This is a genomic window from Rhodococcus sp. ARP2, from assembly GCF_001029585.1.
GTDB classification, from domain to species: domain Bacteria; phylum Actinomycetota; class Actinomycetes; order Mycobacteriales; family Mycobacteriaceae; genus Rhodococcus_F; species Rhodococcus_F erythropolis.
Genome location: NZ_LEKE01000068.1, coordinates 30,345 through 52,378 on the forward strand (window position 1 = coordinate 30,345; position 22,034 = coordinate 52,378).

Consider the following 22,034-nt stretch of genomic DNA (forward strand, 5'->3'; position numbering starts at 1 on the left):
TCGCGTGTGTAGCTCGCCTCCTGGCGCGAAGTGCGCAAGGATCTACGTGTGACGACGGTTCTCGCAGTGGCGAATCAAAAGGGCGGCGTGGCTAAAACCACTACCGTCGCTTCTCTCGGTGCGGCTTTGTCCGCGCTCGGACAACGAGTTCTGGTGGTGGATCTCGACCCGCAGGGCTGCCTGACGTTCTCGCTCGGACACAACCCGGATCGCCTCGAGCGTTCGGTCAACGAGGTCCTGGCGGGTGATCTCGACGCGGTCGACGCCGTGCTGAAAACGGACGACGGTATGGATCTCCTGCCGGCCACCATCGATCTCGCGGGCGCCGAAGCGCTGCTCCTGATGCGACCCGGTCGAGAGTTCGCGCTCAAGCGGGCGCTGTCTCCGCTCCTGGGTTCTTACGACGTCATCATCATCGACTGCCCACCGTCGTTGGGTGTGCTCACACTCAACGGATTGACTGCGGCGCAGTCGGTTCTGGTTCCACTGCAATGCGAAACCCTCGCACACCGCGGCGTCGGACAGTTGCTGCGTACGGTTCGTGAAGTCCAAGCCATCACCAACCCGGATCTTGTTCTGCTCGGCGCACTTCCGACTCTGTACGACGCTCGAACCACGCACAGTCGCGACGTACTCGCTGACGTCAGTGACCGCTACTCCCTCGCCGTTCTGGCGCCTCCGATTCCACGCACCGTCAAGTTCGCCGAGGCCTCTGCTTCCGGCGCGACGGTCCTTGCCGGGCGAAAGAACAAGGGCGCGGATGCCTATCGAGAACTCGCCGACAATCTCGTAAAGCATTGGGCTGGAAATGAAGTCGTGACTTTCGCGCCGGAACTGGCGCTCTGAGGAAGGCGAGAGCTTCTAGCGCAGCGCAAACAAGGTATCGCCGCGCTGTTCCAGAATCGTCTCGCCCGCACTGGCGAGCACGATCGGCGTCGTCGTCTCACCGCGGTCGACTGCGATCATGCGCTGCACCGCTCCGTCCGACGGGCTGACGGCTGCAATGCCGCCCGGAACGGGGATGAGCATCTGACCGGCGACCATGCTTCCGGGCCCTGACGTTCCGTTGACGATCCACGTCGGAGCCAGGTCGCTCAGGCGGAGGTTGACCGTCTGAGAGCCGGTCCACCACGTGATCGAAGCCTTGTCGGCGTGGGTGCGGGCCCCTTCGGTCACCGCTCCCTCGATCGGATAGTCGACGATCGGATTGCCGGTTCCGTCGAAAATGGTGATGCGAGAAGCGGTTCCGTTGGCGGCAGGGAGGTAGACCGCCGTCTTCTCGCCGGCCACGGCAAGAAGGCGGGCGCCTTCGGAGCCGAGGAGAATCGATGATCCGTATTCTTCGGGTTCCTGGGCGTCCTTCGGTGCGGGGTTCATCACCGTCAACCTGTTGGAGGCTTCACCCGGGCAACGTTCGAGTACCGAGACTCGGTTGGCGCTCGACGCAGCGTCGAGCAGCGTGCATCCGGTGCGGGGTTGCTTGTTCGGATTGACCTTCGCGTCGACCCGGCCGTACTCGAGAGTTCGGACGAGGTCCGAGCGCCACAGTTCCATTCGCTCACTGCCGCGTGAGATCAGATAGGTGCCGTCCGCCGACAAACTGACCGCGGAATCGGCGTCGCTGTTGCGCTGGTCCTTTCGGGCGCCGGTGTCGGCGACCAGTGACGTGACCTGAGAGCAACCGCGATTGTCCTGATAGACGCTGACGACGCGATCCCACGAACCGATCGCACCGCACAGGGGAATGTTGCGCGCGTATCGCCACACTTCTTCGCCTGTTGCCGGGTCGCGGCCGATCACGTCGGAACCGTCGGCGGTGACGACGGCATTTCCGACGGTGATCGGTGCCGTCGAGTCGGCACTGGGAGATTCCCACGTCTGCCTCAGGATGTCGGGTAACAACACCGACGTCGACAGAGGTGGGAGTGGAGATTCGGCGGTGACCGAGGTGGTTCCGCGCGCATCACTGCGCAACCACACCACGGTCACCGCCACGATTACGGCCAGCGCGATTGCCAGCGCACCGATCACATCTGAGCGAGTACGCCTTTCGGGAGCCAGCACATCGGCAGCTTACTCTGCGGCGCCTGCCGTCGCGGAAGCCGCGGGGCGACGACGCCGACGGCGACGCGGCTTGGCCGCTCCGTCTTCGTCCGAGTTCTCGGTAGCGGTTGCAGCCGGTGCCGAAGGGGGAGCTGTGGTGGCGCCGGCGGTGGTGGACGTCGCGGCGTCGGTCGAAGCACCAGCGCGGGTACGGCGGCGAGTCCGGTTGCGACGAGGCGCGGCCTTCTCTTCGTTGCCGTCGGCGTCGGCCGTCTTCGGCGCGTCTGCTTTGTCCGTTGCTGCCTTGTCGGTTGCAGCCTTCTCAGGGGCGGCCTTGGCCCTGCGAACAGTGCCCTTGGCGTCAGCCGGAATCGACAGCTCTTCGTAGAGGTGCGGCGAGCTCGAGTACGTCTCGACCGGATCGGGGATTCCGAGGCTCAGTGCCTTGTCGATGAGCTGCCAGCGAGGAATGTCGTCCCAGTCGACCAGCGTGACGGCGATACCGGTGCGTCCGGCGCGGCCGGTGCGACCGATGCGGTGGACGTAGGTCTTCTCGTCCTCGGGGCACTGGTAGTTGATGACGTGGGTGACATCGTCGATGTCGATGCCGCGTGCGGCGACGTCGGTGGCGACCAGCACGTCGACCTTGCCGTTGCGGAAGCCCTTCAGGGCCTTCTCGCGGGCAATCTGTCCGAGGTCACCGTGGACGGCACCGACGGAGAAACCGCGCTCGGCGAGATCGTCGGCGACTTTCTGGGCTGTGCGCTTGGTGCGGGTGAAGATCATCGTCGCGCCGCGGCCTTCGGCCTGCAGAACACGGGCGACCATCTCGGCCTTGTCGAGAGCGTGCGCACGGTAGATGTGCTGGCTCGTGCGGTCGTGCACTGCGGAGGATTCGGCTTCCTCGGCGCGAATGTGCGTCGGCTGCGTCAGGAAGGTGCGAGCCAGGGTGATGATCGGGCCGGGCATCGTGGCGGAGAAGAGCATCGTCTGACGCTTGTCGGGGACCATGCCCATGAGGCGTTCGATGTCGGGGAGGAATCCGAGGTCGAGCATTTCGTCGGCCTCGTCGAGGACGAGAACGCCCACTTTGCCCAGGATCAGGTGCGACTGGTTGGCGAGGTCGAGCAGGCGACCCGGGGTGCCGACGACAACGTCGACGCCCTTCTGCAGTGCCGAGATCTGCGCCTCGTACGGCCGTCCGCCGTAGATGGGCAGAACCTGGAGGCCTCGGTCGCCGACTCGGAGGTACTTGCTGGCGTTCTCGAGGTCGCGAGCGACCTGGATGCACAGTTCGCGGGTGGGAACGATGATCAGAGCGCGAGGCGTGCCGTCGAGGACAGCCGTGCCGTTCTCGGCGGTGACGATGCGATGCAGGAGCGGGACGCCGAAACCGAAGGTCTTGCCCATTCCGGTGCGGGCCTGACCGATGAGGTCGTCACCGGCGAGAGCCAACGGAAGGGTGAGTTCCTGGATGGCGAAGGTGCGCTCGATGCCGATCTCGTTCAGTGCGCGGACGATTTCGTCGCGGACACCGAGTTCGGCGAAGCTCGGGGGTACATGGGTGTCGTCGAGCTGGACGGAAACGGTGTTCTCGGTTGCTTCGTCTTCGTGGTCGACAGTGATCTTGCTCAGGGGACTAGCCTTTCCTCGTGGCGGTACGCACGCACAAGGTAAGGGGCCAGGCCGTAAATCGGCCGATGTCGATGCCCTCTTTTTCTTCGGTCATGCCTACGCCTCAGCACTGAATTCCACTCGGACGAATTCGAACCGTCCGGAGATCTCGGCGAAGCGGGCAACAACCGTCGATGCAGGTGCGCGCACATTATCGGTGGGGTCCGCGTGAGCACAGTCGTGTCGGCTGACCTAAAGCAGCCGTCCCGGCTAATCATAAGAGCCGGGGGAACTGGCGAACTCCCAAGACCATTGTAGCTGCACGTTGTCCGCCCCTCGCGATGACATGTCGAAGATCACCGAATCGGACATGCGGTCCTTGGCGGTCGCGTCGGCCGTCGAAGCACTACAGTTCGTAGTCATGGGCGCACACGATCTTGATGCTTCGACGGACGCTGGAACCGGAGGCCGAGTCGCTTCCGATCACCCCGGCGTGATCGATTTGTTTGCCGTTCTCGCCTACGGCGAGATTTCGGCGTTCTACCGGTTGGCGGAGGACGCACAAATGGCACCGGACCTGCGAGGCAAGGTGGCGTTCGCCAGCATGGCCGCCGCCGAGATGGACCACTTCGAGACTCTGGAAACGGCGCTGACGGAACGTGGCCACGAGATCTTTGCCGTCATGGACCCGTTCGTTCGTGCTCTCGACAACTATCACGCGTCGACGACACCGTCGACGTGGCTGGAATCGCTCGTGAAGGCGTACGTCGGCGACGGAATCGCTGCCGATTTCTACCGCGAGATCGGGCACTCCCTCCCGGCGGATGTCGCCGAGATCGTCGAGGACGTGCTGTCCCAGACGGGCCACTCGGAGTTCGTGGTGCTCGAGGTGAAGGCAGCAGTGGAGGCCAGCACCCGCGCCAAGGACCGGCTGATGTTGTGGGGACGCCGTCTTCTGGGTGAAGCAATCACGCAGGCGCAGTTCGTGCTGGCGCAGCGTGAGGACCTCACGGATCTGGTGATCTCGGCCTCGGGTGACCTCAACGGAGTTGTCGCGTTGTTCGACGGTATGCAGGCAAAGCACGCCGAGCGGATGGCGATTCTCGGACTCGTCTAGGTGCCTGTTCGCTCTGGGCACAGCGTGCAGAGGAGCGTGGGCGGTCGCTGCTGCATTAGCCTTGCGTCGACAACGGATGTAATTCACGAACAGTTCGGAGGTTGACCGTGGAGGTCAAGATCGGTGTAATCGACAGCCCGCGTGAGCTCATCGTCAACAGCGAACAGACCCCTGACGAGGTCGAGACACTGGTCGCGGCTGTCCTCGGTGGCCGCGAGCCGGTTCTGGCTCTCGTCGACGACAAGGGCCGCAAGTTCCTGGTGCAGGCTTCTCGTGTGGCGTACGTGGAGATCGGTCCGTCCGATATCCGCAAGGTCGGATTCGCGCCTACCGTCTGACGCGTAGCTGTAACAGCAGAATGGGCGGGCAGTCGTGAGACTGCCCGCCCATTCTCGTTCGGGTTCCGGTTACTTGGTTTCGGCCTGCAGCGGCACGTGTGAGAGACCGCCCCACGCCAGTGTCACGGTGATTTCCACGGCCTCTTCCTTGGGGATCGGCCGCGCGGCTTCGAGCCAGTACCGCGCCGTGAATTGGCTGGCACCGACCAGACCGACGGCAAGAATGCGCGCGCGATACGGATCGAGTCCGGAATCCTGACTGACCAGGTCGAACACGGCGTCGACGCAGGCTTCGGTGGCTTGTTCGACGCGTGTCTGGACCTGAGGTTCGCCCATGATGTCGGACTCGAACACCAGGCGGAAGCCCTGCGAGTCGTTGTCGACGAAGTCGAAGAACGCCTGGACTGCGGCGCGGACACGCTGTTTGTTGTCCGTCGTCGATCGCAGGGCCTGGCGTACACCCGAGATGAGGCTGTCGACATAACTCTGCAGGACTGCGACATACAGTTCGAGCTTGCCTGGAAAGTGTTGGTACAGGACTGGCTTGCTGACACCGGCACACTCGGCGATCTCGTCCATGCCGGCCGAGTGGTACCCGTTCGCGACGAATACCTCACTTGCAGCTGCGAGGAGCTGGAGGCGGCGCGCATCGCGGGGGAGTCGGGTGCTGCGACGTGTTCCGGCAGGCTTGCCAGCCGTTGTACCGCGATCGGAGTCTGTCCGATCCGCGAGTTCTGTCATGTCGCTTCCAATCTGAGCAAAAGTAAATTCGGTCGGCGCGCGGATCCGCGAGTCGCGTGTGCGTACCCGCCAGTATCCTCCGTCACACCGGTCGTAGCCGAATGAACGATACCGTGTGTCGCCCGGGCGAGTCGCGCGTGCCTCGGTGAGCGAGACCAGCGGTCTTTCTCGTTACAGGACGGGTTGCCATGACACGCCAGGACCAGCATGTTTCGGTCAGCCCGGGCGAGCGACTTGCCGTGTGTGAGATTCTGGACGACGTGACTGACCCAGGGGGACCGCGCATGCGTGGACGAACTACGCAGAACCCTGAACGTGAGGAACGTCGAATGCGTAGCGGAACTGGAGCGCCCCGCGACGAACGTCGGCCAGAGGTGCCGGATGATCGTGCCTACGGCGAACGCGACTATCGCGGCATTTCCTCCCATCAGCCCTTGCGTGCCCAGTGGGATCCGACCAAACGAGAAGTGGGCCGAACCCCGCGTAATCCGCGGCCGGACCGGGCAGCGCGAAAGCAGAGCAAGCTCGGGCGCTTCGTCTCGACATACGGTTGGCGGGCCTACGCGATTCCGGTTCTCGTGGTGCTCACCATCCTTGTGATCGTCGACGCAGTACGTCCGGACGCCACAGACACCGCGAGCAAGACGTCGGCCACTGCCGACCTCGCCCACAGCACCGACGGAACCGACGTCATCGGTGCGCCGCCGGCCGGAGACGGAACCTTTGCGTCGTCGATACCGTCCGGTGCTCTCCCCGACGGTGGTCCGTTCACCGTCGCGGGCGGCGGAACGTGGCACGTCGTACCGGGTACGACGGGCAAGGTCGGACAGGGAACCGAACGCGAGTTCACGTACACGGTCGAGATCGAGGACGGCGTCGACACGACCGGTTTCGGCGGTGACGAATCGTACGGACGCATGGTCGATCAGACGCTGGCAAATCCGAAGAGTTGGACCAATGATCCCAAGGTCGCGTTCCGGCGCGTCGACGCGGGCGAGCCGGACTTCCGGATCTCCTTGACCTCGCAGATGACTATCCGTGAAGGCTGCGGATACGAGATCGAACTCGAAGGATCCTGCTACAACCCGAGCATGGACCGAGTCCTGCTCAACGAACCGCGATGGGTGCGAGGCGCCATTTCGTTCCAGGGTGACATCGGCTCGTATCGGCAGTATCAGATCAATCACGAGGTCGGCCATGCCATCGGATACGCCGCTCATCAGCCGTGCGAGACCGAAGGCGGACTCGCACCGATCATGATGCAGCAGACCTTCGGAACCGCGAACAACGACATCGCTAGGCTTGATCCCGAGGGCGTCGTTCCGATGAACGGACTCACGTGCCGCTTCAATCCGTGGCCGTACCCTCGAGCGTGACCGGATCGAGAATCCCTGATCTCGTCTTGAACTAGGAGTGTTTCGCGGTGTCTGCAACACCCGTCGTATTGCCACCACTGGTGGAGCCGGCAGCCGAGTTGAGCCGGGAGGAAGTTGCCAGATACAGCCGGCACCTGATCATCCCGAACGTGGGCATGACCGGCCAGAAGCGGCTCAAGAATGCGCGAGTCCTGTTCATCGGCGCCGGTGGATTGGGTTCGCCTGCACTGCTCTATCTCGCGGCCGCAGGAGTGGGCACCATCGGGATCGTCGAGTTCGACGAGGTCGACATGTCGAACCTGCAGCGTCAGGTGATTCACGGACGCTCCGACGTCGGACGCCCGAAGGCGGTCAGCGCGAAGGAGTCGATTCTCGAGATAAACGAGCACGTCGACGTCCGGTTGCACGAATTCCGCCTGGACAACTCCAACGCGGTCGAACTGTTCTCGGAGTACGACCTGATCCTGGACGGTACGGACAACTTCGCGACGCGGTACCTCGTCAACGATGCCGCCGTCATCGCCGGAAAGCCGTACGTGTGGGGCTCGATCTACCGCTTCGAAGGGCAGGTCTCGGTCTTCTGGGAAGACGCCCCGGACGGCGCGGGACTGAATTATCGCGATCTTTACCCGGAGGCGCCGCCGCCCGGCATGGTCCCCTCGTGCGCCGAGGGTGGTGTGCTCGGAGTCCTGCCTGCGACCGTCGGTTCGATCATGGCGACCGAGGCGGTCAAGCTCATCACAGGGATCGGCGAACCGCTTCTCGGGCGCCTGATGATCTACGACGCTCTTGCGATGACGTTCCGGACGATCCGCCTTCAGCGTGATCCGACCCGCGTGCCGGTCACCGCCTTGATCGACTACGACGCGTTCTGCGGCGTCGTGTCCGAAGAGGCGAGCGCTGCTGCTGTCGGTTCTACGATCACGGCGCCGGAGCTGGAGGCCATGATCGGCGAGGGACGATCGATCGAGCTGGTAGACGTACGAGAACCAGTTGAATGGGACATCATGCATCTGCCGGGGGCGGTGCTGATCCCGAAGGACCGCATCCTTTCCGGTGAAGCTCTGGCGACGTTGCCGCAGAACAAGCAGATAGTTCTGTACTGCAAAACCGGCATTCGTTCGGCCGAGGCACTGGCCTTTCTCAAGAACGCCGGTTTCTCCGACGCAGTTCATGTTCAAGGCGGCGCGATCGCCTGGGCGAACCAGGTGGATGCGAGTCTGCCGGTCTACTAGGCGCGCCTCGCGGGAGGCGGCGCCGCGCACCGGTAGCGTTGGGGTGTGAGCACAGGCCAACCTCCCCAGCACGTGTGCTCCACCTTCGGCCTCCGTGAAGTCGATCCCATCCCACTCGGTGCGGATTGGGACGGCGGGTGGCTGTGTGGAGACGTCGTCCTTTCAGCAGTCGCGGATCATGCCCGCGCAGCGTGGTCGGCGAAGGTGCGAGAGAACCTCGAAGTCGACGGCGTTCGGCTGGCTCGACCGGTGCGTTCGACTGACGGTCGTTACGTCGTCTCGGGCTGGCGCGCTGACACATTCATCGTCGGATCGCCGGAACCACGTCACGACGAAGTGGTCTCGATGTCCTGCCGACTGCATGCGGCGACGGCCTCGCTCGAGCGCCCGCGCTTCCTTGCACAACCGCCGGTGCCGCCGTGGGCCGAGGTCGACGTATTCGTCGCCGCTGATCGCGCGGCATGGGAAACGGTTCCGCTGAGGATCGCGAAGGGCGTCGAGCAACTCGAGACGCCCACTCCGGACGGTCGCAAAAGTCTGGAACTGATTGCCGGGCTCGCTACTTTGCGGAAGCCGGTGCAGAGCCCGGACCAGCTCGTGCACGGCGATCTGTTCGGGACGGTGCTGTTCTCGGGCAGTATGGCCCCCGGAATCACCGACATCACGCCGTATTGGCGACCGGCTGCGTGGGCCGCCGCCGTCGCTGTGGTCGACGCGATCTCGTGGGGCGGTGCCGACGAGGCACTGGTCGGCCGGTGGGAAGATCTCCCCGAGTGGCCGCAGATGCTTCTACGTGCGGTGATGTTCCGCCTGGCAGTTCATGTTCTGCATCCCCGCTCGACGGCGGACGCGTTCCCGGGGTTGGCCCGTACTTCCGACATCGTGCGCTTGCTGCTCTAGATCGGGGCGCCGGTACCGAAGTCCGAGACCAGGCCCTCGAACAGCTCGCGTGCGGCGTTCGAGGCGGCCACGGTGTTCCCGTCGACGACAGCGTTGACGAGGTTTGCGTGCTGCGAGTGGAATCCTTCGCCGGTTGCATCGATGTGCTGTTGGATCGTGGTCTCGATGACGGGGAGCAGGGAGTCGTAGAACTCCAGGTAGACCTCGTTGTGGCTGGCCGCGACGATTGCTCGGTGCAGGGCGACGTCCGCGGTGGTGGCAGCGTCGATGTCCTGACCCTCCCATGACGCGGTGCGAAGCTCGAGTAGTCGCGTCAGTTCGGCGATGTCGTCTTCGGTTCGCCGTGCGGCGGCGAGGGTGGCCGCGGTGATGTCGAGTGCGCGCCGAAGTTCGAGTACATCCCGCTGGTGGGCGCCGGCAAAGTAGTTGCCGAGAGTGCCACCGAGGTCGGAGACAGCAACGACGTAGGTGCCCGATCCCTGACGACGTTCCAGCATTCCGGCGTGAACGAGCGCCTGGACCGCCTCGCGCACGGTATTGCGACCGGTCCCGGTCAGCTCCGACAGTTCCGGTTCGGTGGGGATTTTGGAACCGATCGGCCAGGTCCCGCTCCGGATCTCGTTGCGGAGTTGTTCGGTGACCTGCGAGATGAGACTTGCGCGTCGAACGGGTTGCACGTGGTTGTTTCCTCGGGTCCGGGTAAGTGGTGTGAATGTGACGTTAGATTACCGCGCTTGTGCGAGTTCGTCCGGTCATCCTATGATTTGCCGGTGACTGCTCAACTGGAGAGAACCGAAACCCGCTCGTTGATACAAGGCCGTGTGCTCGTTTTCGCTGCGATTGCGATGTCTGCGCTCGTACTTCGACTTGCGGTGACCTCGTTCTCGCCCTTGGCGGCCGAGATTCGCGACGAGATCGGCTTCTCCGCCTCGATCGTCGGTGTCTTCGGCATGGTTCCGACCGCAATGTTCGCCATCTTCGGTCTCATCACTCCCGCCATCGCGAAACGTATCGGGCTCGAGCGAACGGCCCTCGTCGCGATGCTCATGGCCGGCGTCGGAATGCTGTTGCGCGCCATGATGTCTCAGACATGGTCGTTGCTGGCCCTCTCGGCTTTGGCACTGGCAGGCATGGGAATCGGCAATGTCGTGATCCCGCCGTTGGTCAAGCGGTACTTCTCGGATCGCCTCGCCACCATGAGTTCGGTCTACATCGTGGCCGTGCAGATCGGCACCATCGTTCCGGCGTTCGTCGCAGTCCCGGTTGCCGACGCCTTCGGGTGGCGGTTCTCGATCGGCTGGTGGTCCGCCTTCGGCTTCGCCGCAGCCGTGCCGTGGTTGATCACCCTCGCTCGCTCGCGCAAGGCTCGCGCGAACGAAGCCGGGTCCGTCGAGAATGCATCGGATTCGGTTGCGGCAGTGGCAGAACAGCCACGCGGTCAGGTCTGGCGTTCTCCCGTGGCCTGGGGGATGGCCGGCATGTTCGGCATGACCTCACTGATCACGTATTCGATGTTCACGTGGATTCCCTCGATCCTTCGTGACGCCGGAGCCAGTGATGCCTTCGGCGGAACGATGGTCGGAATGTTCTCGGTGATCGGGCTCGTCGCAGCGTTCGGTGCGCCGACGCTGTGCGCCCGAATGGCCAATCCCTTCCCCGTCGTGATCGCGTGTGCCGTCTGCTACCTGGTTGGCATGGGCGGGCTGTACTTTGCCCCGATGGCGGCGCCGGTCGTGTGGGTTGTCGTCCTGGGCCTCGGTCCGAGCACGTTCCCGATGTCGCTCACGCTGATCAACCTGCGTACTCGTTCGCACATCGGTTCCTCGGCACTGTCCGGCTTCACCCAGGGCATCGGCTACTCCGTTGCCTGCCTCGGTCCGCTCCTGTTCGGCGTTTTCCACGACGTGTCCGGTGGATACGCTGCGCCGTTCGGCCTGCTCGTCGTCGCTGTGATCGTGGTGCTCCTGGGCGCCTACCAGGCATGCAAGCCTCGGATGCTCGAGGATTCCTGGCACGCACCTGCGAAAAACTAGCTCACACCCGGTCTTGTTACCGGGTGAGGATCAATTGACTTCGCGGTCATCGCACGCAGCACCGGCGCAATAACCGTTTTCTACCTTTGGGTCTCCAACATATTCAGGAGGCCCTGGTGAGTCATTACATCGAGCATTGGGATGCAGAGGACGTCGACGCCTGGGAATCCGGCGGCAAGGACATCGCGAAGCGGAACCTGATCTGGTCAGTGGTAGCCGAACACGTCGGCTTCTCGATCTGGTCGATCTGGTCCGTGATGGTGTTGTTCATGCCGACGGATATCTACGGCATCGACGCGGCCGGAAAGTTCTTCCTCGTCGCAGTGCCCACACTTGTCGGGTCGGTCCTCCGCATTCCATACACGGTTGCCACCGCACGGTTCGGTGGTCGCAACTGGACCGTCATGAGTGCGCTGTTCCTCTTCGTACCAACACTTCTCACGCTCTACCTGATGATGAATCCGGGTGCGTCGTACACCACGTTCATGTTGGTAGCGGCCACTGCAGGTATCGGCGGCGGCAACTTCGCGTCGTCGATGACCAACATCAATGCCTTCTACCCGCAACGCCTCAAGGGGTGGGCGCTCGGTCTCAATGCCGGCGGCGGCAACATCGGTGTGCCGATGATCCAGCTGATCGGTCTGCTGGTGATCGCCACCGTCGGTAACCGTGCTCCGTGGATCGTGTGCGCTGTCTATCTCGTGTTCATTGCCGCTGCTGCCGTCGGTGCCGCGCTGTTCATGGACAACCTGGGCAACCAGAAGTCGGACCTGCGCTCGATGGCCAAGGCACTCAAGTTCTCCGAGTCGTGGGTGATCAGCTTCCTGTACATCGGTACGTTCGGTTCCTTCATCGGATTCAGCTTCGCCTTCGGTCAGGTTCTGCAGATCAACTTCCTCGCCGGCGGTGCCACTCCGGCCGCGGCCGCGCTGCATGCAGCACAGATCGCCTTCATCGGTCCTCTCCTCGGTTCGATCGCTCGCCCCCTCGGCGGCAAGCTGGCCGACCGGATCGGCGGCGGCAAGATCACCATGTGGACGTTTGTCGCCATGGCATTCGCTGCATCGATTCTCGTGACGGCCGGAACGATGGACGACAACACCGCGGGCGTCGCCAGCGCCGGAATCATGGTGACATTCGTTCTCGGATTCATCGCCCTGTTCCTGCTCTCCGGCATCGGAAACGGATCCGTTTACAAGATGATCCCGGCGATCTTCGAGGCGAAGGCTCAGAGCTTCGATCACATGGATCGAAGCGAGAAGGCAACGTGGTCGCGCAGTATCTCCGGTGCTCTCATCGGATTTGCCGGTGCGGTAGGCGGTTTGGGCGGCGTAGGCATCAACCTGGTGCTGCGCGCGTCGTACAGCAGCCCCGCGAAGTCGGCGACCATGGCCTTCTGGGTGTTCCTGGCCTTCTACATCGCCTGCATCGCAGTCACCTGGTTCGTCTTCCTGCGCAAGCCGTCGACGCTGACCACAGACGTCGACGAGGCGAAGGTCGCAGTCACGGCGTGAGCGGTCCGCAGAATCTCAGAACTATCTCGTACCTCAGGAAGTAGGCGTCATGAGCAAGTCGGTTGTTGTCATCGGACACGGAATGGTCGGACACCGATTCGTCGAGGCACTGCGTTCGCGCGACGAAGCGAACAACTGGTCGGTGACCGTACTCTGCGACGAGCAGTACGCAGCGTACGACCGAGTCGGGCTGTCCTCGTACGTCGGAGCGTGGGACCCCAAGGAATTGGCACTGGCCGGCAACGATTACGTCGGCGACAGCCTGGTCGACCTCCGAGTGGGGGAAGGCGCGCTCTCGATCGACAAAGATGCACGCACGGTCACGACGACAACCGGCGAGACGATCTCCTACGACGCTCTGGTGATGGCGACCGGTTCGTATCCGTTCGTGCCTCCCGTACCGGGGCACGACGGCGACGGATGTTTTGTCTACCGCACCCTCGACGACCTCGACGGTATCCGGGCCGCCGCCGAGAAGGCGGGTCCTGGCGCTGTCGGCGTCGTGGTGGGCGGCGGTCTTCTCGGACTCGAGGCCGCAAATGCTCTCTCGCTCATGGGAATGACGGCACACGTCGTCGAACACAATGCGCGATTGATGCCGATGCAGGTCGACGAGGGCGGCGGCGCACTGCTCGCTCGCCTCGTCACCGAACTCGGGCTCACCGTTCACACCGGAGTCGGGACGGCGGGAATCTCGCAGGCCGACAACGGAATTGTGGTCGAACTCTCCGACGGCTCCACCATCGACGCGTCGCTGCTCGTCTTCTCCGCCGGAGTTCGTCCGCGAGATCAGCTGGCCCGCGACGCCGGCATCGCAGTGGGGGAGCGCGGCGGCATCCTGACCGACCTCGGCTGCGTGACTTCGGACGAGAACATCTATGCCGTCGGAGAATGTGCTGCGGTGGAAGGCCGTTGCTACGGTCTGGTTGCTCCCGGCTACACGACGGCCGAGATCGTGGCCGATCGTCTGCTCGGCGGCGCCGCGGATTTCCCGGGCGCCGACATGTCCACCAAGCTCAAGCTCATGGGCGTCGACGTCGCCAGTTTCGGTGACGCGATGGCGACCTCACCGGGAGCTCTCGAAGTTGTCCTCAGCGACGCGTCCAAGGGGACGTACGCGAAGCTCGTGGTCTCCGATGATGCGAAGATCCTGCTCGGCGGCATTCTTGTCGGTGACGCGTCGGCCTACGCGTCGCTGCGCCCGCTGGTCGGTCGCGAACTACCCGGTGACCCGGCGACATTGATCTCGCCTGCGGGGGAGAAGCCGGGTGCAGGCTCGCTGCCCGACGATGCCGAGGTGTGCTCGTGCAACGCGGTGACCAAGGGAGCCATCTGCGGCGCAATCGCGGCCGGCGCATGCGACATTGCTTCGGTGAAGGCGTGCACCAGCGCCGGAACCACCTGTGGCGGTTGCCTTCCCACTGTGAAGCAGCTGCTGGCCGATTCCGGCGTCGTGATGTCGAAGGCACTGTGCGAGCACTTCGCTCAATCGCGGGCCGAGTTGTTCCAGATCGTCCAGTCGACGCAGACCAGAACCTTCTCGGCGCTGATCGCCAAGTACGGCAAGGGCGCCGGTTGCGACATCTGCAAGCCCGTAGTCGCTTCGATTCTGGCATCGACGGACTCCGATCACATCCTGCACCGCCAGCAGGCGTCGTTGCAGGACACCAACGATCACTTCCTCGCGAACATCCAGAAGAACGGTACGTACTCCGTGGTACCTCGTATGCCTGGCGGCGAGGTCACGGGTGAGCAGCTCATCGTCATCGGTGAGGTGGCGCGTGACTTCGGCTTGTACACGAAGGTGACCGGCGGTCAGCGCATCGACTTGTTCGGGGCTCGTGTCGAACAGTTGCCCGCGATCTGGAAGCGTCTCGTCGACGCCGGGATGGAATCGGGTCAGGCGTACGGCAAGTCCCTGCGGACGGTCAAGAGCTGCGTCGGTTCGAGCTGGTGCCGCTACGGCGTTCAGGACTCGGTGGGAATGGCCGTCGACCTCGAGAACCGCTACCGCGGCCTGCGTTCGCCGCACAAGATCAAGTTCGGCGTCTCGGGATGTGCTCGTGAATGCGCCGAAGCGCGTGGCAAGGACGTCGGCGTCATCGCGACGGAGAACGGTTGGAATCTGTATGTGGGCGGCAACGGCGGACAGTCGCCCAAACACGCTCAGCTGCTTGCCGGAGGCCTCGACGACGCAACCTTGGTCAAGTACATCGACCGCTACCTCATGTTCTACATCCGCACCGCCGATCGCCTCCAGCGCACGGCGCCGTGGGTCGAATCACTCGAAGGCGGACTCGATCACCTCAAGGCCGTTATTTGTGAAGACAGCCTGGGAATCGGCGAAGAACTCGAGGCTCTGATGGCCAAGCACGTCGAGGGCTACCAGGACGAATGGGCTGGTGTGCTGGGTGATCCGGAGAAGTTGTCGAGGTTTGTCTCGTTCGTCAACGCACCGGAAGAAGCCGACCCGACGGTTGTGTTCGACGAGACCGGAGTGCGCAAGGTTCCAGTCCTGATGGGTATGCCGAGCATCCCTACGCGCCGGTAATAGTCGCGTAACCCGTGGGAAACACGGGGTCCGTAGAAACGTAGACAAGAACCCGCGCGACGTTGTCGCCGGATCGACAGGAGGACTTCGATGAGTGTCATCGATGCGCAGATCGCCAAGCTGGATTCGGATCGACTCGAATGGACGTCGGCCTGCCCGCTGAGCCATCTGATCCCTGGACGCGGGGTCGCCGTGCTTCTTCGCGGCGGCGAGCAGGTGGCGCTGTTCCTGCTAGAGGACGGCACACTGCGGGCTGTCAGCAACTTCGATCCGTACGGCCGCGCCGCGGTGATGTCACGCGGACTCGTCGGCGACCGGGACGGTGAACCGATCGTGGTCTCGCCGCTGCTCAAGCAGGCGTTCTCGCTGGTCGACGGCCGAGCGCTGGACGACTCCGCGGTCGCGCTGCCGGTATACGGAGTTCGCGTGTGGGCAGGCGTCGTTCAGGTACACAGCCTTCAGATGCAGGGCGTTCGCTCGACTGTCGCCGATGCAGTCTCGTGAGTGACGACATGCCGTTGGCTGGATTCACGGTAGGTATCACCGCTTCGCGCCGCGCCGAGGAATTCGCGACGTTGCTGACTCGTCGGGGAGCGGACGTCGTTCACGCTCCGGCGATTCGGATCATCCCTCTCGCCGACGACCGCGAGCTCGAAAGGGTGACACAGCAGATCATCTCGGATCCTCCCGAGGTGGTTGTCGCCACGACCGGGATCGGATTCCGGGGTTGGCTGGAAGCAGCCGACGGGTGGGGTGAGGCGGAAAATCTCGGATCCGCGTTGGGCTCGGCTCGTCTGCTCGCGCGCGGACCCAAGGCCAAAGGGGCAATCCGCGCGGCCGACCTTCGTGAAGAATGGTCTCCGGCATCCGAGTCTTCCGCCGAAGTGCTCGAACATCTTCTTGCAGAAGGTGTCTCGGGAAAACGAATCGCCGTTCAACTGCACGGCGCCACTACCGAATGGGAGCCGATTCCCGATTTCTGTCAGGTGCTGCGCGACGCGGGCGCCGAGGTCATCGCGGTCCCTGTCTATCGATGGGAACCGCCGGAGGATCCGACGCTGCTCGACCGGATGATCGACGCCATCGCTTCAGCTGGAATCGACGCCGTCAGCTTCACCAGTGCACCGGCCGTTGCGTCGATGTTGATGCGCGCCGACAAGACCGGGGATCTCGGCGACATTCTCGACGCGATGCGGGGTCCGGTGGCGGCAATGTGCGTCGGCCCGGTCACCTCGGCGCCGCTCGAAGCCTTGAATGTACCGACCACAGCCCCGGCGCGGGCACGTCTCGGGGCGCTCGCGCGACACATCGTCGACGAACTCCCGCAGCGAGCCAACAAGATTCAAGCCGGCGAACACGAAATCAGCATCCGCGGCGGTTGCGTCGTCGTGGACGGTGAAGTGAAGCAATTGCCGCCGGCTGCGATGTCGTTGATCCGCACTCTCGGTGCCAGCCCCGGCCGAGTCGTCTCCCGCGACGAACTTCTGGCATCTCTTCCCGGAGGCGGCGGCGACACCCATGCCGTCGAGACCGCCGTCGCCCGATTGCGCGCGTGCCTCGGTGCGCCCAAAGCCGTTCAGACCGTGGTCAAGCGGGGCTATCGACTTGCCCTCGACCCCGGCGACTACGTACAGAATCCAGGTGACTATGCAACGCGATGACGATGTACTCGTACTGGTAGCTCACGGCACGCGTAGCCCACGTGGCGTGGAAATGGTTGCCGCCCTTGCCGAAGCCGTCTGCACGCGCGTCGGACGCACGCGCGTTGCCTTTGTCGACGTGCTCGGTCCGTCACCTTCTGAAGTCCTCCGGGACACTCCGGGGCGAGCGATTCTCGTACCGGCCTTCCTGGCGTCCGGCTACCACGTTCACACCGATGTTCGACGCGAAGTGGCGATCAGTGAGCACTCGGCTGTGACTGTGACGCCCGCACTCGGACCCGATCCGGCGCTTGCGCGCGTGCTGCTCCGACGCTTGACCGAAGCGGGGTGGAATCCAGGCGACGCGATAGTGCTTGCTGCTGCCGGGTCCTCCGATGCGCGGGCGCTGCGAGACGTCGAGCGTGCTGCGCTGATGCTCGCCGAAGCGGCGGGGGTCCGGGTGGACATCGGATACATCGCGACCGGGGAACCGAAGGTAGCCGATGTCGTTGCAGCAGCACGCGTTCGCGGCGCGAAGCGAGTGTTCGTTGCCTCGTACCTCCTCGCACACGGACTGTTTCACGAAAGATTGCACGCTGCAGGAGCCGATGGTGTGACCGAACCGCTCGGCGTCGATCCGGGAGTGGTGGACCTTGTCGTGAATCGGTATGAGAGTGCGCGAAGGGAACTAGTATCGCTGCATGACGTCTCACTCCGTAACGCCGACGTATGCCGACCTGGTCGCCGCAGTTCGTGAATCCGACGTCAAGGCACAGGCTCTCATCGGCGGACTGACCGAAGAGCAGGCGCGGGAGCCCTCCGGGCTCCCCGGGTGGAGCCGGGGACACGTCGTGACGCACATGTCGCGCAACGCCGACGCGCTGGGCAGATTTGTTGCCGGAGTGCAGGGCGGCGAATCGGGGGAGATGTATCCCGGGGGACCGGACGCGCGCAATGCTGCAATCGAGGAAGGTGCAGATCGCCCGGCTGAATTGTTGGCTCTCGACTACCGCTTCTCGGGAACGAGACTGGTCGACGCGTTGTGCGAGATCCAGGCAGATCGACTGGACACGCCGGTGCCGTGGCGCAAACCTGTGACGGCATTCGATCTGCCGATTCTGCGCTGGAACGAGATCGAGATTCACCTGATGGACCTCGACATCGGCTACACCTGCCACGACTGGCCTGCCGAGTTCGTGGAATTCACTCTCGCCCATCAGTTGGGCGCACTGGAGACAGCGGTCCCGGGTGTACGTGTTCCTTCGCTGTCGGATGCGGAGACCTTGGCCTGGTTGGTCGGGAGGCCGACGAGGGTGGGGCTGCCTACCCTCCCTGCCTGGCCTTTCTGAGACACGGCCTTTCTGAGGATTAGAACAGGGTGGGGGCGCTGACGTCGTTGCGTGCTTGGGCCAACCGCGCACTCCACCGTTTCACCAACCACATCTCGACGATCTCGGGTTGGGTGCCGGCGGCATAGGCCCAACTGTCGAGCAGTTCGCAGTACCGGCGGTAGCGACGCGTCGTGAAGCCCGTGACGGAAGGATCCTCGAGCCAGCCCTCGTGGATGAGTGTCGAGACGCCGTACTGATCGATCATCTGAGCGCGTCGGCCTTCGTCCTGTACGCCCACCGCCCACATGAAAGCGGCCATGAGTGATACCCCCACGCCGGGCGTGAGTGGCCACCCGGACCAGGTGTCGCGCCGCACGACCGGCATCGACTTGTTTTTCGAACAGTGATCGAGAATGGCTGTGATCTGGGTCAGCGGATCCTCGTCTTCGCGGTGATGCGGATTGAAGACGTTGGGGAACCGCCGCGTGAACCGTCTGCTTTCGTGCGAGCCCTGCCAGGCCGCGCAGAGAAAGAGCAGTCCGAGGCCGTCGTGCTGGGCGACAACGAGGTCGCTCGACGGGCGAAGGTCGTTGCGTTGAACGATGGCTCGGCCTTCGGTGATCACTTTGCCGTCGAGATCACGCCCGCGCAGGCTGATGGTGTGGCCGGCGTCCTTCAGGTGCGCGTTCCACCAATCCAGGTCGACGGTCGCTTCGTCGTCGAGGACGTGCAGTGGAAAGGTGCGGGAGCGGCACCACTCGACCAATGCGTCCGGCGGTTCGAATCCTTCGTCGACACGATTCATGGCGCGATGATCCCACGAGTCGCCGACAGGAATTCGTCCGACGCGCAGGTCACCGAGATGGAACCGGACACTCGCGGTACGCTCCGCTCATGAAATTGGCGTCCTCGCAGGTGCGGCCGGCGCTGTGGACGGTAGCCATCGCCTTGACGGCCACGGGTCTGAGCGGATGCATCGGTGCCGTCGATCGGATGGATTTCGACAACCAGATGCGCGAACGTGGCGGTGGGATGACGTCGGAGTTGGTGCGAGGCGGGTTCGACAGCCTCGCACATAGATACGGCGTCGACGCGATATCGGTGACCAGCATCGACATCAGCCCGATCGAGACGCTCGGGGTCACCGTTCGTGACCCCGGGAAGCCGTCACAGCTCGACAGATTCTCTTTCGACGGCGTCATTCTCGGCGAGCCCATCCCCGTGCAAGTCAGTGTCACCGACGATCTCGATGCGCGATCGTTCACGCTGGATCAAGTGCCGGCATTGGCGAATGTCGAGAAGTTGGTCGACGACGCGCTGGCTAGCAGCGGAGTCGACGACGGCGAAGTCACCGGGATCTCGGTCAGTCGAACCGAGTCGATACACGCCTCCGTGATGGTGGAATCCCCACGCTCGCGAGTACTTGTGGTCTTCGAGCCTGACGGAACTCCCTTTCTGGTGCAGCCGCTGTGAGCCGCCGAATCGCTCCGTTACTGATCTCGGTAGCGGTGATCGTGGTCGTGGGAATCTTTGCCGCACTGCTGTCTTCGGTGATCTGGCCCGGCCAGGTCGCGCACTTGGCGCCGATCTTCTGTGAAGAACCGACATCGAGCGCGATGGTCGTCTCGGATTCCTTTACCGACGGCGACGGTACGTCCACCAATTTCACGCTGTACTGCGTCGGACCGCGCGGTCAGACCGTTGATGCCGGCTGGCTGCTGCCGTTCTTGGTGCTGTGGGGCGTGTATTCGCTGGTGCTCGCGATCGTGGTCGGCGTGATCGTGCTGGCGGACGTCGGCCGGCGCGGGCGCAGAAACCGCTGACCCCGTCAGCGTGGGAGGACGACCAATTCGGCGACGGCGCCGTTGTCGGAGTGTGCCGGTACGAGTGCAAACGCCGAGCGTTCGATCAACCCCGCAAGGTGCGCGGTACGTACAGACGGATCGGCGCGCCAGCGACCGTCTTCGGATTGTGTCACCGGCAACAGGCGTACCGCATCGGAACTCACCGCAGCGGCGTTCTCGATGATGCCGAGTAGTGGCGGCGGCGTGTCGCTTCCGGTCAAGGCGGCCACGACGGTGGGCAGCATCGTCAACAGGGTGGTCACGGCGGCGTACGGATTGCCGGGGAGGCCGAGAACCACCAGACCACTGGGCAGGACGGCCGTTATCTGAGATCCGCCGGGGCGCGAGGCGACTCGCCCGACAATCGTGCGAGCGCCGAGTCGATCGAGCGCACTGCGCATTTCGTCGGCAGCGCCGCCTCCCGTCGCACCGATGACGACGAGTAGATCGGCTTCCTGGTCGACTCCGTCTGCGAGCACCCGCTCGAAACTGTCCGCAGTGTCTCGCAGGTGCGAATTCGCCACGCACCGTACGCCGTTGCTTTCCAGTAGGTAGGGGAGAATCCCGCCGACGGAGTCGCGAGTCTGACCTTCACGCAGTGGACCGGTCCGCCGGATCTCGTCGCCGGTGACTATCAGGCGTGCCCGTACCGGACCACGGACGAGGGCGTCGAACACTTCACCGCTGGCAGCTGCGGAGATCACCGCCGGAGTCACCGCGGTACCTGTCGGGGCGATCGTGAATCCGGTGGTCCAATCTTCCCCTCGTGGTCGAGCGTCGTTGCGGTGCGGCGCATCCGGCAGTCTCCGTACCATCCGAGATGGCTCGTCGACGGACAGATACTCGTCACGAATTACCGAGGTGGCGCCGAGGGGCAGGTGTGCTCCCGTGGCAATGCGAATCGCTTCACCTTCGCCGAGTTCGAGTTGCCCGTCGGCGCCCGCGATGCGGATCTCGGTGCGGATTCGCCAGGGGCCCTCGCTGGAGACCGCGTACCCGTCCATCGCCGAAACGTCTGACCTGGGAAGATCACCCAGGGCGACCAGAGGCTGCGCGAGCGTTGCTCCGAGGCTGTCGGCGAGATCGGCACGGTGTGGCGGCAATGCTGTCAGCGAGTTCCTGACGGCGGCGCGGGCTTGATCGACCGTCAGCCGCGGATGGCTTCGCGCGCGATCGATGTCTTCCGGTGTGTCGCAGTCGGTCGTACCAGCGACACTCAGCGTCGAGAACGGCTCGGTGACAATCGCTTTCATAGGTTGGTTCTCCAGCCCCGAACTCTCCCGCAATGTGGACAGGCGTTGCCGGAGTTCGCGAAATGTCCATGCGGAGAACAGGAATTGGGTTCGGTTGTTCTCGTCCACGGCACACGTCACCGGATTGTCCGTCGACGTGGCAGCGATCAAGGCGTCGACTGATTCGGCCTCGATGTGCGGCAGGTCGGACGCCAGCACCACCACCACGGCGTTATCGGGTAACCGGGTCGCAGACAACCCGGCCCAGATCGCCTCGACAGGGCCGGCTCCGGCCGGAGATTCCTGAGTTTGGGTGATTCCAGGATCAAGTTCAGGTCGATGCGGGCCGACCACGACGACGGCGTCGAGATGCGACGTTGCTGAAAGCGCGATGTCGAGGAGCCTGCGACCGTGTACGAGAAGGCCAGGTTTGTCGACACCACCCATTCTGGTCCCGCGACCACCCGCCAGAATGACGGCGGCGGTCGGCGGCGTGGTGGTCATGCCTCCATGCTGCCCCATCGC

21 protein-coding genes are annotated in these 22,034 nt (G+C 63.9%); 15 read left to right on the forward strand and 6 right to left on the reverse strand.

The annotated features are described in order from the left end of the window. The first annotated feature begins 48 nt into the window (after positions 1-48). Complete coding sequence (locus tag ABX74_RS19100; protein WP_003940948.1) at positions 49-846, forward strand: ParA family protein; 798 nt, start codon at positions 49-51, stop codon at positions 844-846. Between the two features lie 15 nt (positions 847-861). Here ABX74_RS19100 and ABX74_RS19105 read toward each other — a convergent pair whose 3' ends face one another. Then, a complete protein-coding gene (locus ABX74_RS19105) occupies positions 862-2,064 on the reverse strand; it encodes a PQQ-binding-like beta-propeller repeat protein (protein WP_029255045.1) in 1,203 nt (400 codons plus the stop codon). 9 nt (positions 2,065-2,073) lie between these two features. Continuing rightward, positions 2,074-3,678: a DEAD/DEAH box helicase gene (locus ABX74_RS19110; protein ID WP_030244557.1), complete on the reverse strand. Its 1,605-nt coding sequence runs from the start codon at positions 3,676-3,678 to the stop codon at positions 2,074-2,076. A gap of 400 nt (positions 3,679-4,078) precedes the next feature. Between ABX74_RS19110 and ABX74_RS19115 the strand changes: the two genes are divergently transcribed. Both ABX74_RS19115 and ABX74_RS19120 read left to right on the forward strand, forming a co-directional pair. Next, complete coding sequence (locus ABX74_RS19115) at positions 4,079-4,774, forward strand: ferritin-like fold-containing protein (RefSeq protein WP_029255047.1); 696 nt, start codon at positions 4,079-4,081, stop codon at positions 4,772-4,774. 107 nt (positions 4,775-4,881) lie between these two features. Next, positions 4,882-5,112, forward strand: coding sequence for a DUF3107 domain-containing protein (locus ABX74_RS19120; protein WP_003942312.1), 231 nt, complete (start codon positions 4,882-4,884; stop codon positions 5,110-5,112). Positions 5,113-5,181: 69 nt separating this feature from the next. Here ABX74_RS19120 and ABX74_RS19125 read toward each other — a convergent pair whose 3' ends face one another. Further along, a complete protein-coding gene (locus ABX74_RS19125; RefSeq protein ID WP_003942309.1) occupies positions 5,182-5,853 on the reverse strand; it encodes a TetR/AcrR family transcriptional regulator in 672 nt (223 codons plus the stop codon). A 329-nt stretch (positions 5,854-6,182) separates the two neighbouring features. Between ABX74_RS19125 and ABX74_RS19130 the strand changes: the two genes are divergently transcribed. Genes ABX74_RS19130 through ABX74_RS19140 form a run of 3 tightly spaced genes read left to right on the forward strand, consistent with a single transcriptional unit; the run spans position 6,183 to position 9,364 of the window. Beyond that, complete coding sequence (locus tag ABX74_RS19130) at positions 6,183-7,229, forward strand: DUF3152 domain-containing protein (protein WP_153212496.1); 1,047 nt, start codon at positions 6,183-6,185, stop codon at positions 7,227-7,229. A 47-nt stretch (positions 7,230-7,276) separates the two neighbouring features. Beyond that, positions 7,277-8,464 carry an adenylyltransferase/sulfurtransferase MoeZ gene (moeZ, locus tag ABX74_RS19135; RefSeq protein WP_019747808.1) on the forward strand — a complete coding sequence of 396 codons (1,188 nt, stop codon included), beginning with the start codon at positions 7,277-7,279 and terminating at the stop codon, positions 8,462-8,464. A gap of 45 nt (positions 8,465-8,509) precedes the next feature. After that, positions 8,510-9,364, forward strand: coding sequence for a TIGR02569 family protein (locus ABX74_RS19140; RefSeq protein ID WP_007731227.1), 855 nt, complete (start codon positions 8,510-8,512; stop codon positions 9,362-9,364). Here ABX74_RS19140 and ABX74_RS19145 read toward each other — a convergent pair. Beyond that, entirely contained in the window at positions 9,361-10,041 is a 681-nt protein-coding gene (locus ABX74_RS19145; protein ID WP_020907120.1) for a FadR/GntR family transcriptional regulator, read from the reverse strand. The genes ABX74_RS19140 and ABX74_RS19145 overlap by 4 nt on opposite strands. A gap of 93 nt (positions 10,042-10,134) precedes the next feature. On the opposite strand from ABX74_RS19145, the gene ABX74_RS19150 reads away from it, so the two are divergent. From ABX74_RS19150 to ABX74_RS19180, 7 genes are all read left to right on the forward strand, one after another. Continuing rightward, entirely contained in the window at positions 10,135-11,397 is a 1,263-nt protein-coding gene (locus ABX74_RS19150) for an MFS transporter (RefSeq protein WP_019747810.1), read from the forward strand. A gap of 113 nt (positions 11,398-11,510) precedes the next feature. Then, positions 11,511-12,911 (forward strand): MFS transporter, encoded by a 1,401-nt coding sequence (locus ABX74_RS19155; protein WP_085989607.1) that lies wholly within the window; start codon positions 11,511-11,513, stop codon positions 12,909-12,911. A gap of 49 nt (positions 12,912-12,960) precedes the next feature. After that, on the forward strand, positions 12,961-15,462 hold the full coding sequence (nirB, locus tag ABX74_RS19160) for a nitrite reductase large subunit NirB (protein WP_020907121.1): 2,502 nt from the start codon (positions 12,961-12,963) through the stop codon (positions 15,460-15,462). A gap of 90 nt (positions 15,463-15,552) precedes the next feature. Then, positions 15,553-15,966, forward strand: coding sequence for a nitrite reductase small subunit NirD (nirD, locus tag ABX74_RS19165; protein ID WP_019747813.1), 414 nt, complete (start codon positions 15,553-15,555; stop codon positions 15,964-15,966). Beyond that, positions 15,963-17,123, forward strand: a complete 1,161-nt coding sequence (locus ABX74_RS19170) for a uroporphyrinogen-III synthase (RefSeq protein ID WP_019747814.1) — start codon at positions 15,963-15,965, stop codon at positions 17,121-17,123. The genes nirD and ABX74_RS19170 overlap by 4 nt, the downstream gene beginning before the upstream one ends. Further along, positions 17,110-17,859 carry a sirohydrochlorin chelatase gene (locus ABX74_RS19175; RefSeq protein ID WP_020969234.1) on the forward strand — a complete coding sequence of 250 codons (750 nt, stop codon included), beginning with the start codon at positions 17,110-17,112 and terminating at the stop codon, positions 17,857-17,859. The genes ABX74_RS19170 and ABX74_RS19175 overlap by 14 nt, the downstream gene beginning before the upstream one ends. Continuing rightward, a complete protein-coding gene (locus ABX74_RS19180) occupies positions 17,804-18,451 on the forward strand; it encodes a maleylpyruvate isomerase family mycothiol-dependent enzyme (protein ID WP_020969235.1) in 648 nt (215 codons plus the stop codon). The genes ABX74_RS19175 and ABX74_RS19180 overlap by 56 nt, the downstream gene beginning before the upstream one ends. A gap of 19 nt (positions 18,452-18,470) precedes the next feature. Here ABX74_RS19180 and ABX74_RS19185 read toward each other — a convergent pair whose 3' ends face one another. Next, positions 18,471-19,238, reverse strand: a complete 768-nt coding sequence (locus tag ABX74_RS19185; RefSeq protein WP_003942311.1) for a hypothetical protein — start codon at positions 19,236-19,238, stop codon at positions 18,471-18,473. An 89-nt stretch (positions 19,239-19,327) separates the two neighbouring features. Between ABX74_RS19185 and ABX74_RS19190 the strand changes: the two genes are divergently transcribed. Beyond that, positions 19,328-19,906 carry a hypothetical protein gene (locus ABX74_RS19190; protein ID WP_020969236.1) on the forward strand — a complete coding sequence of 193 codons (579 nt, stop codon included), beginning with the start codon at positions 19,328-19,330 and terminating at the stop codon, positions 19,904-19,906. Continuing rightward, a complete protein-coding gene (locus ABX74_RS19195; RefSeq protein ID WP_020907125.1) occupies positions 19,903-20,256 on the forward strand; it encodes a hypothetical protein in 354 nt (117 codons plus the stop codon). Before ABX74_RS19190 ends, ABX74_RS19195 begins: the two co-directional genes overlap by 4 nt. Before the next feature lie 5 nt (positions 20,257-20,261). On the opposite strand, the gene ABX74_RS19200 is transcribed toward ABX74_RS19195, so the two are convergent. Further along, entirely contained in the window at positions 20,262-22,013 is a 1,752-nt protein-coding gene (locus tag ABX74_RS19200) for an NTP transferase domain-containing protein (protein WP_024487218.1), read from the reverse strand. Positions 22,014-22,034: the final 21 nt, after the last annotated feature.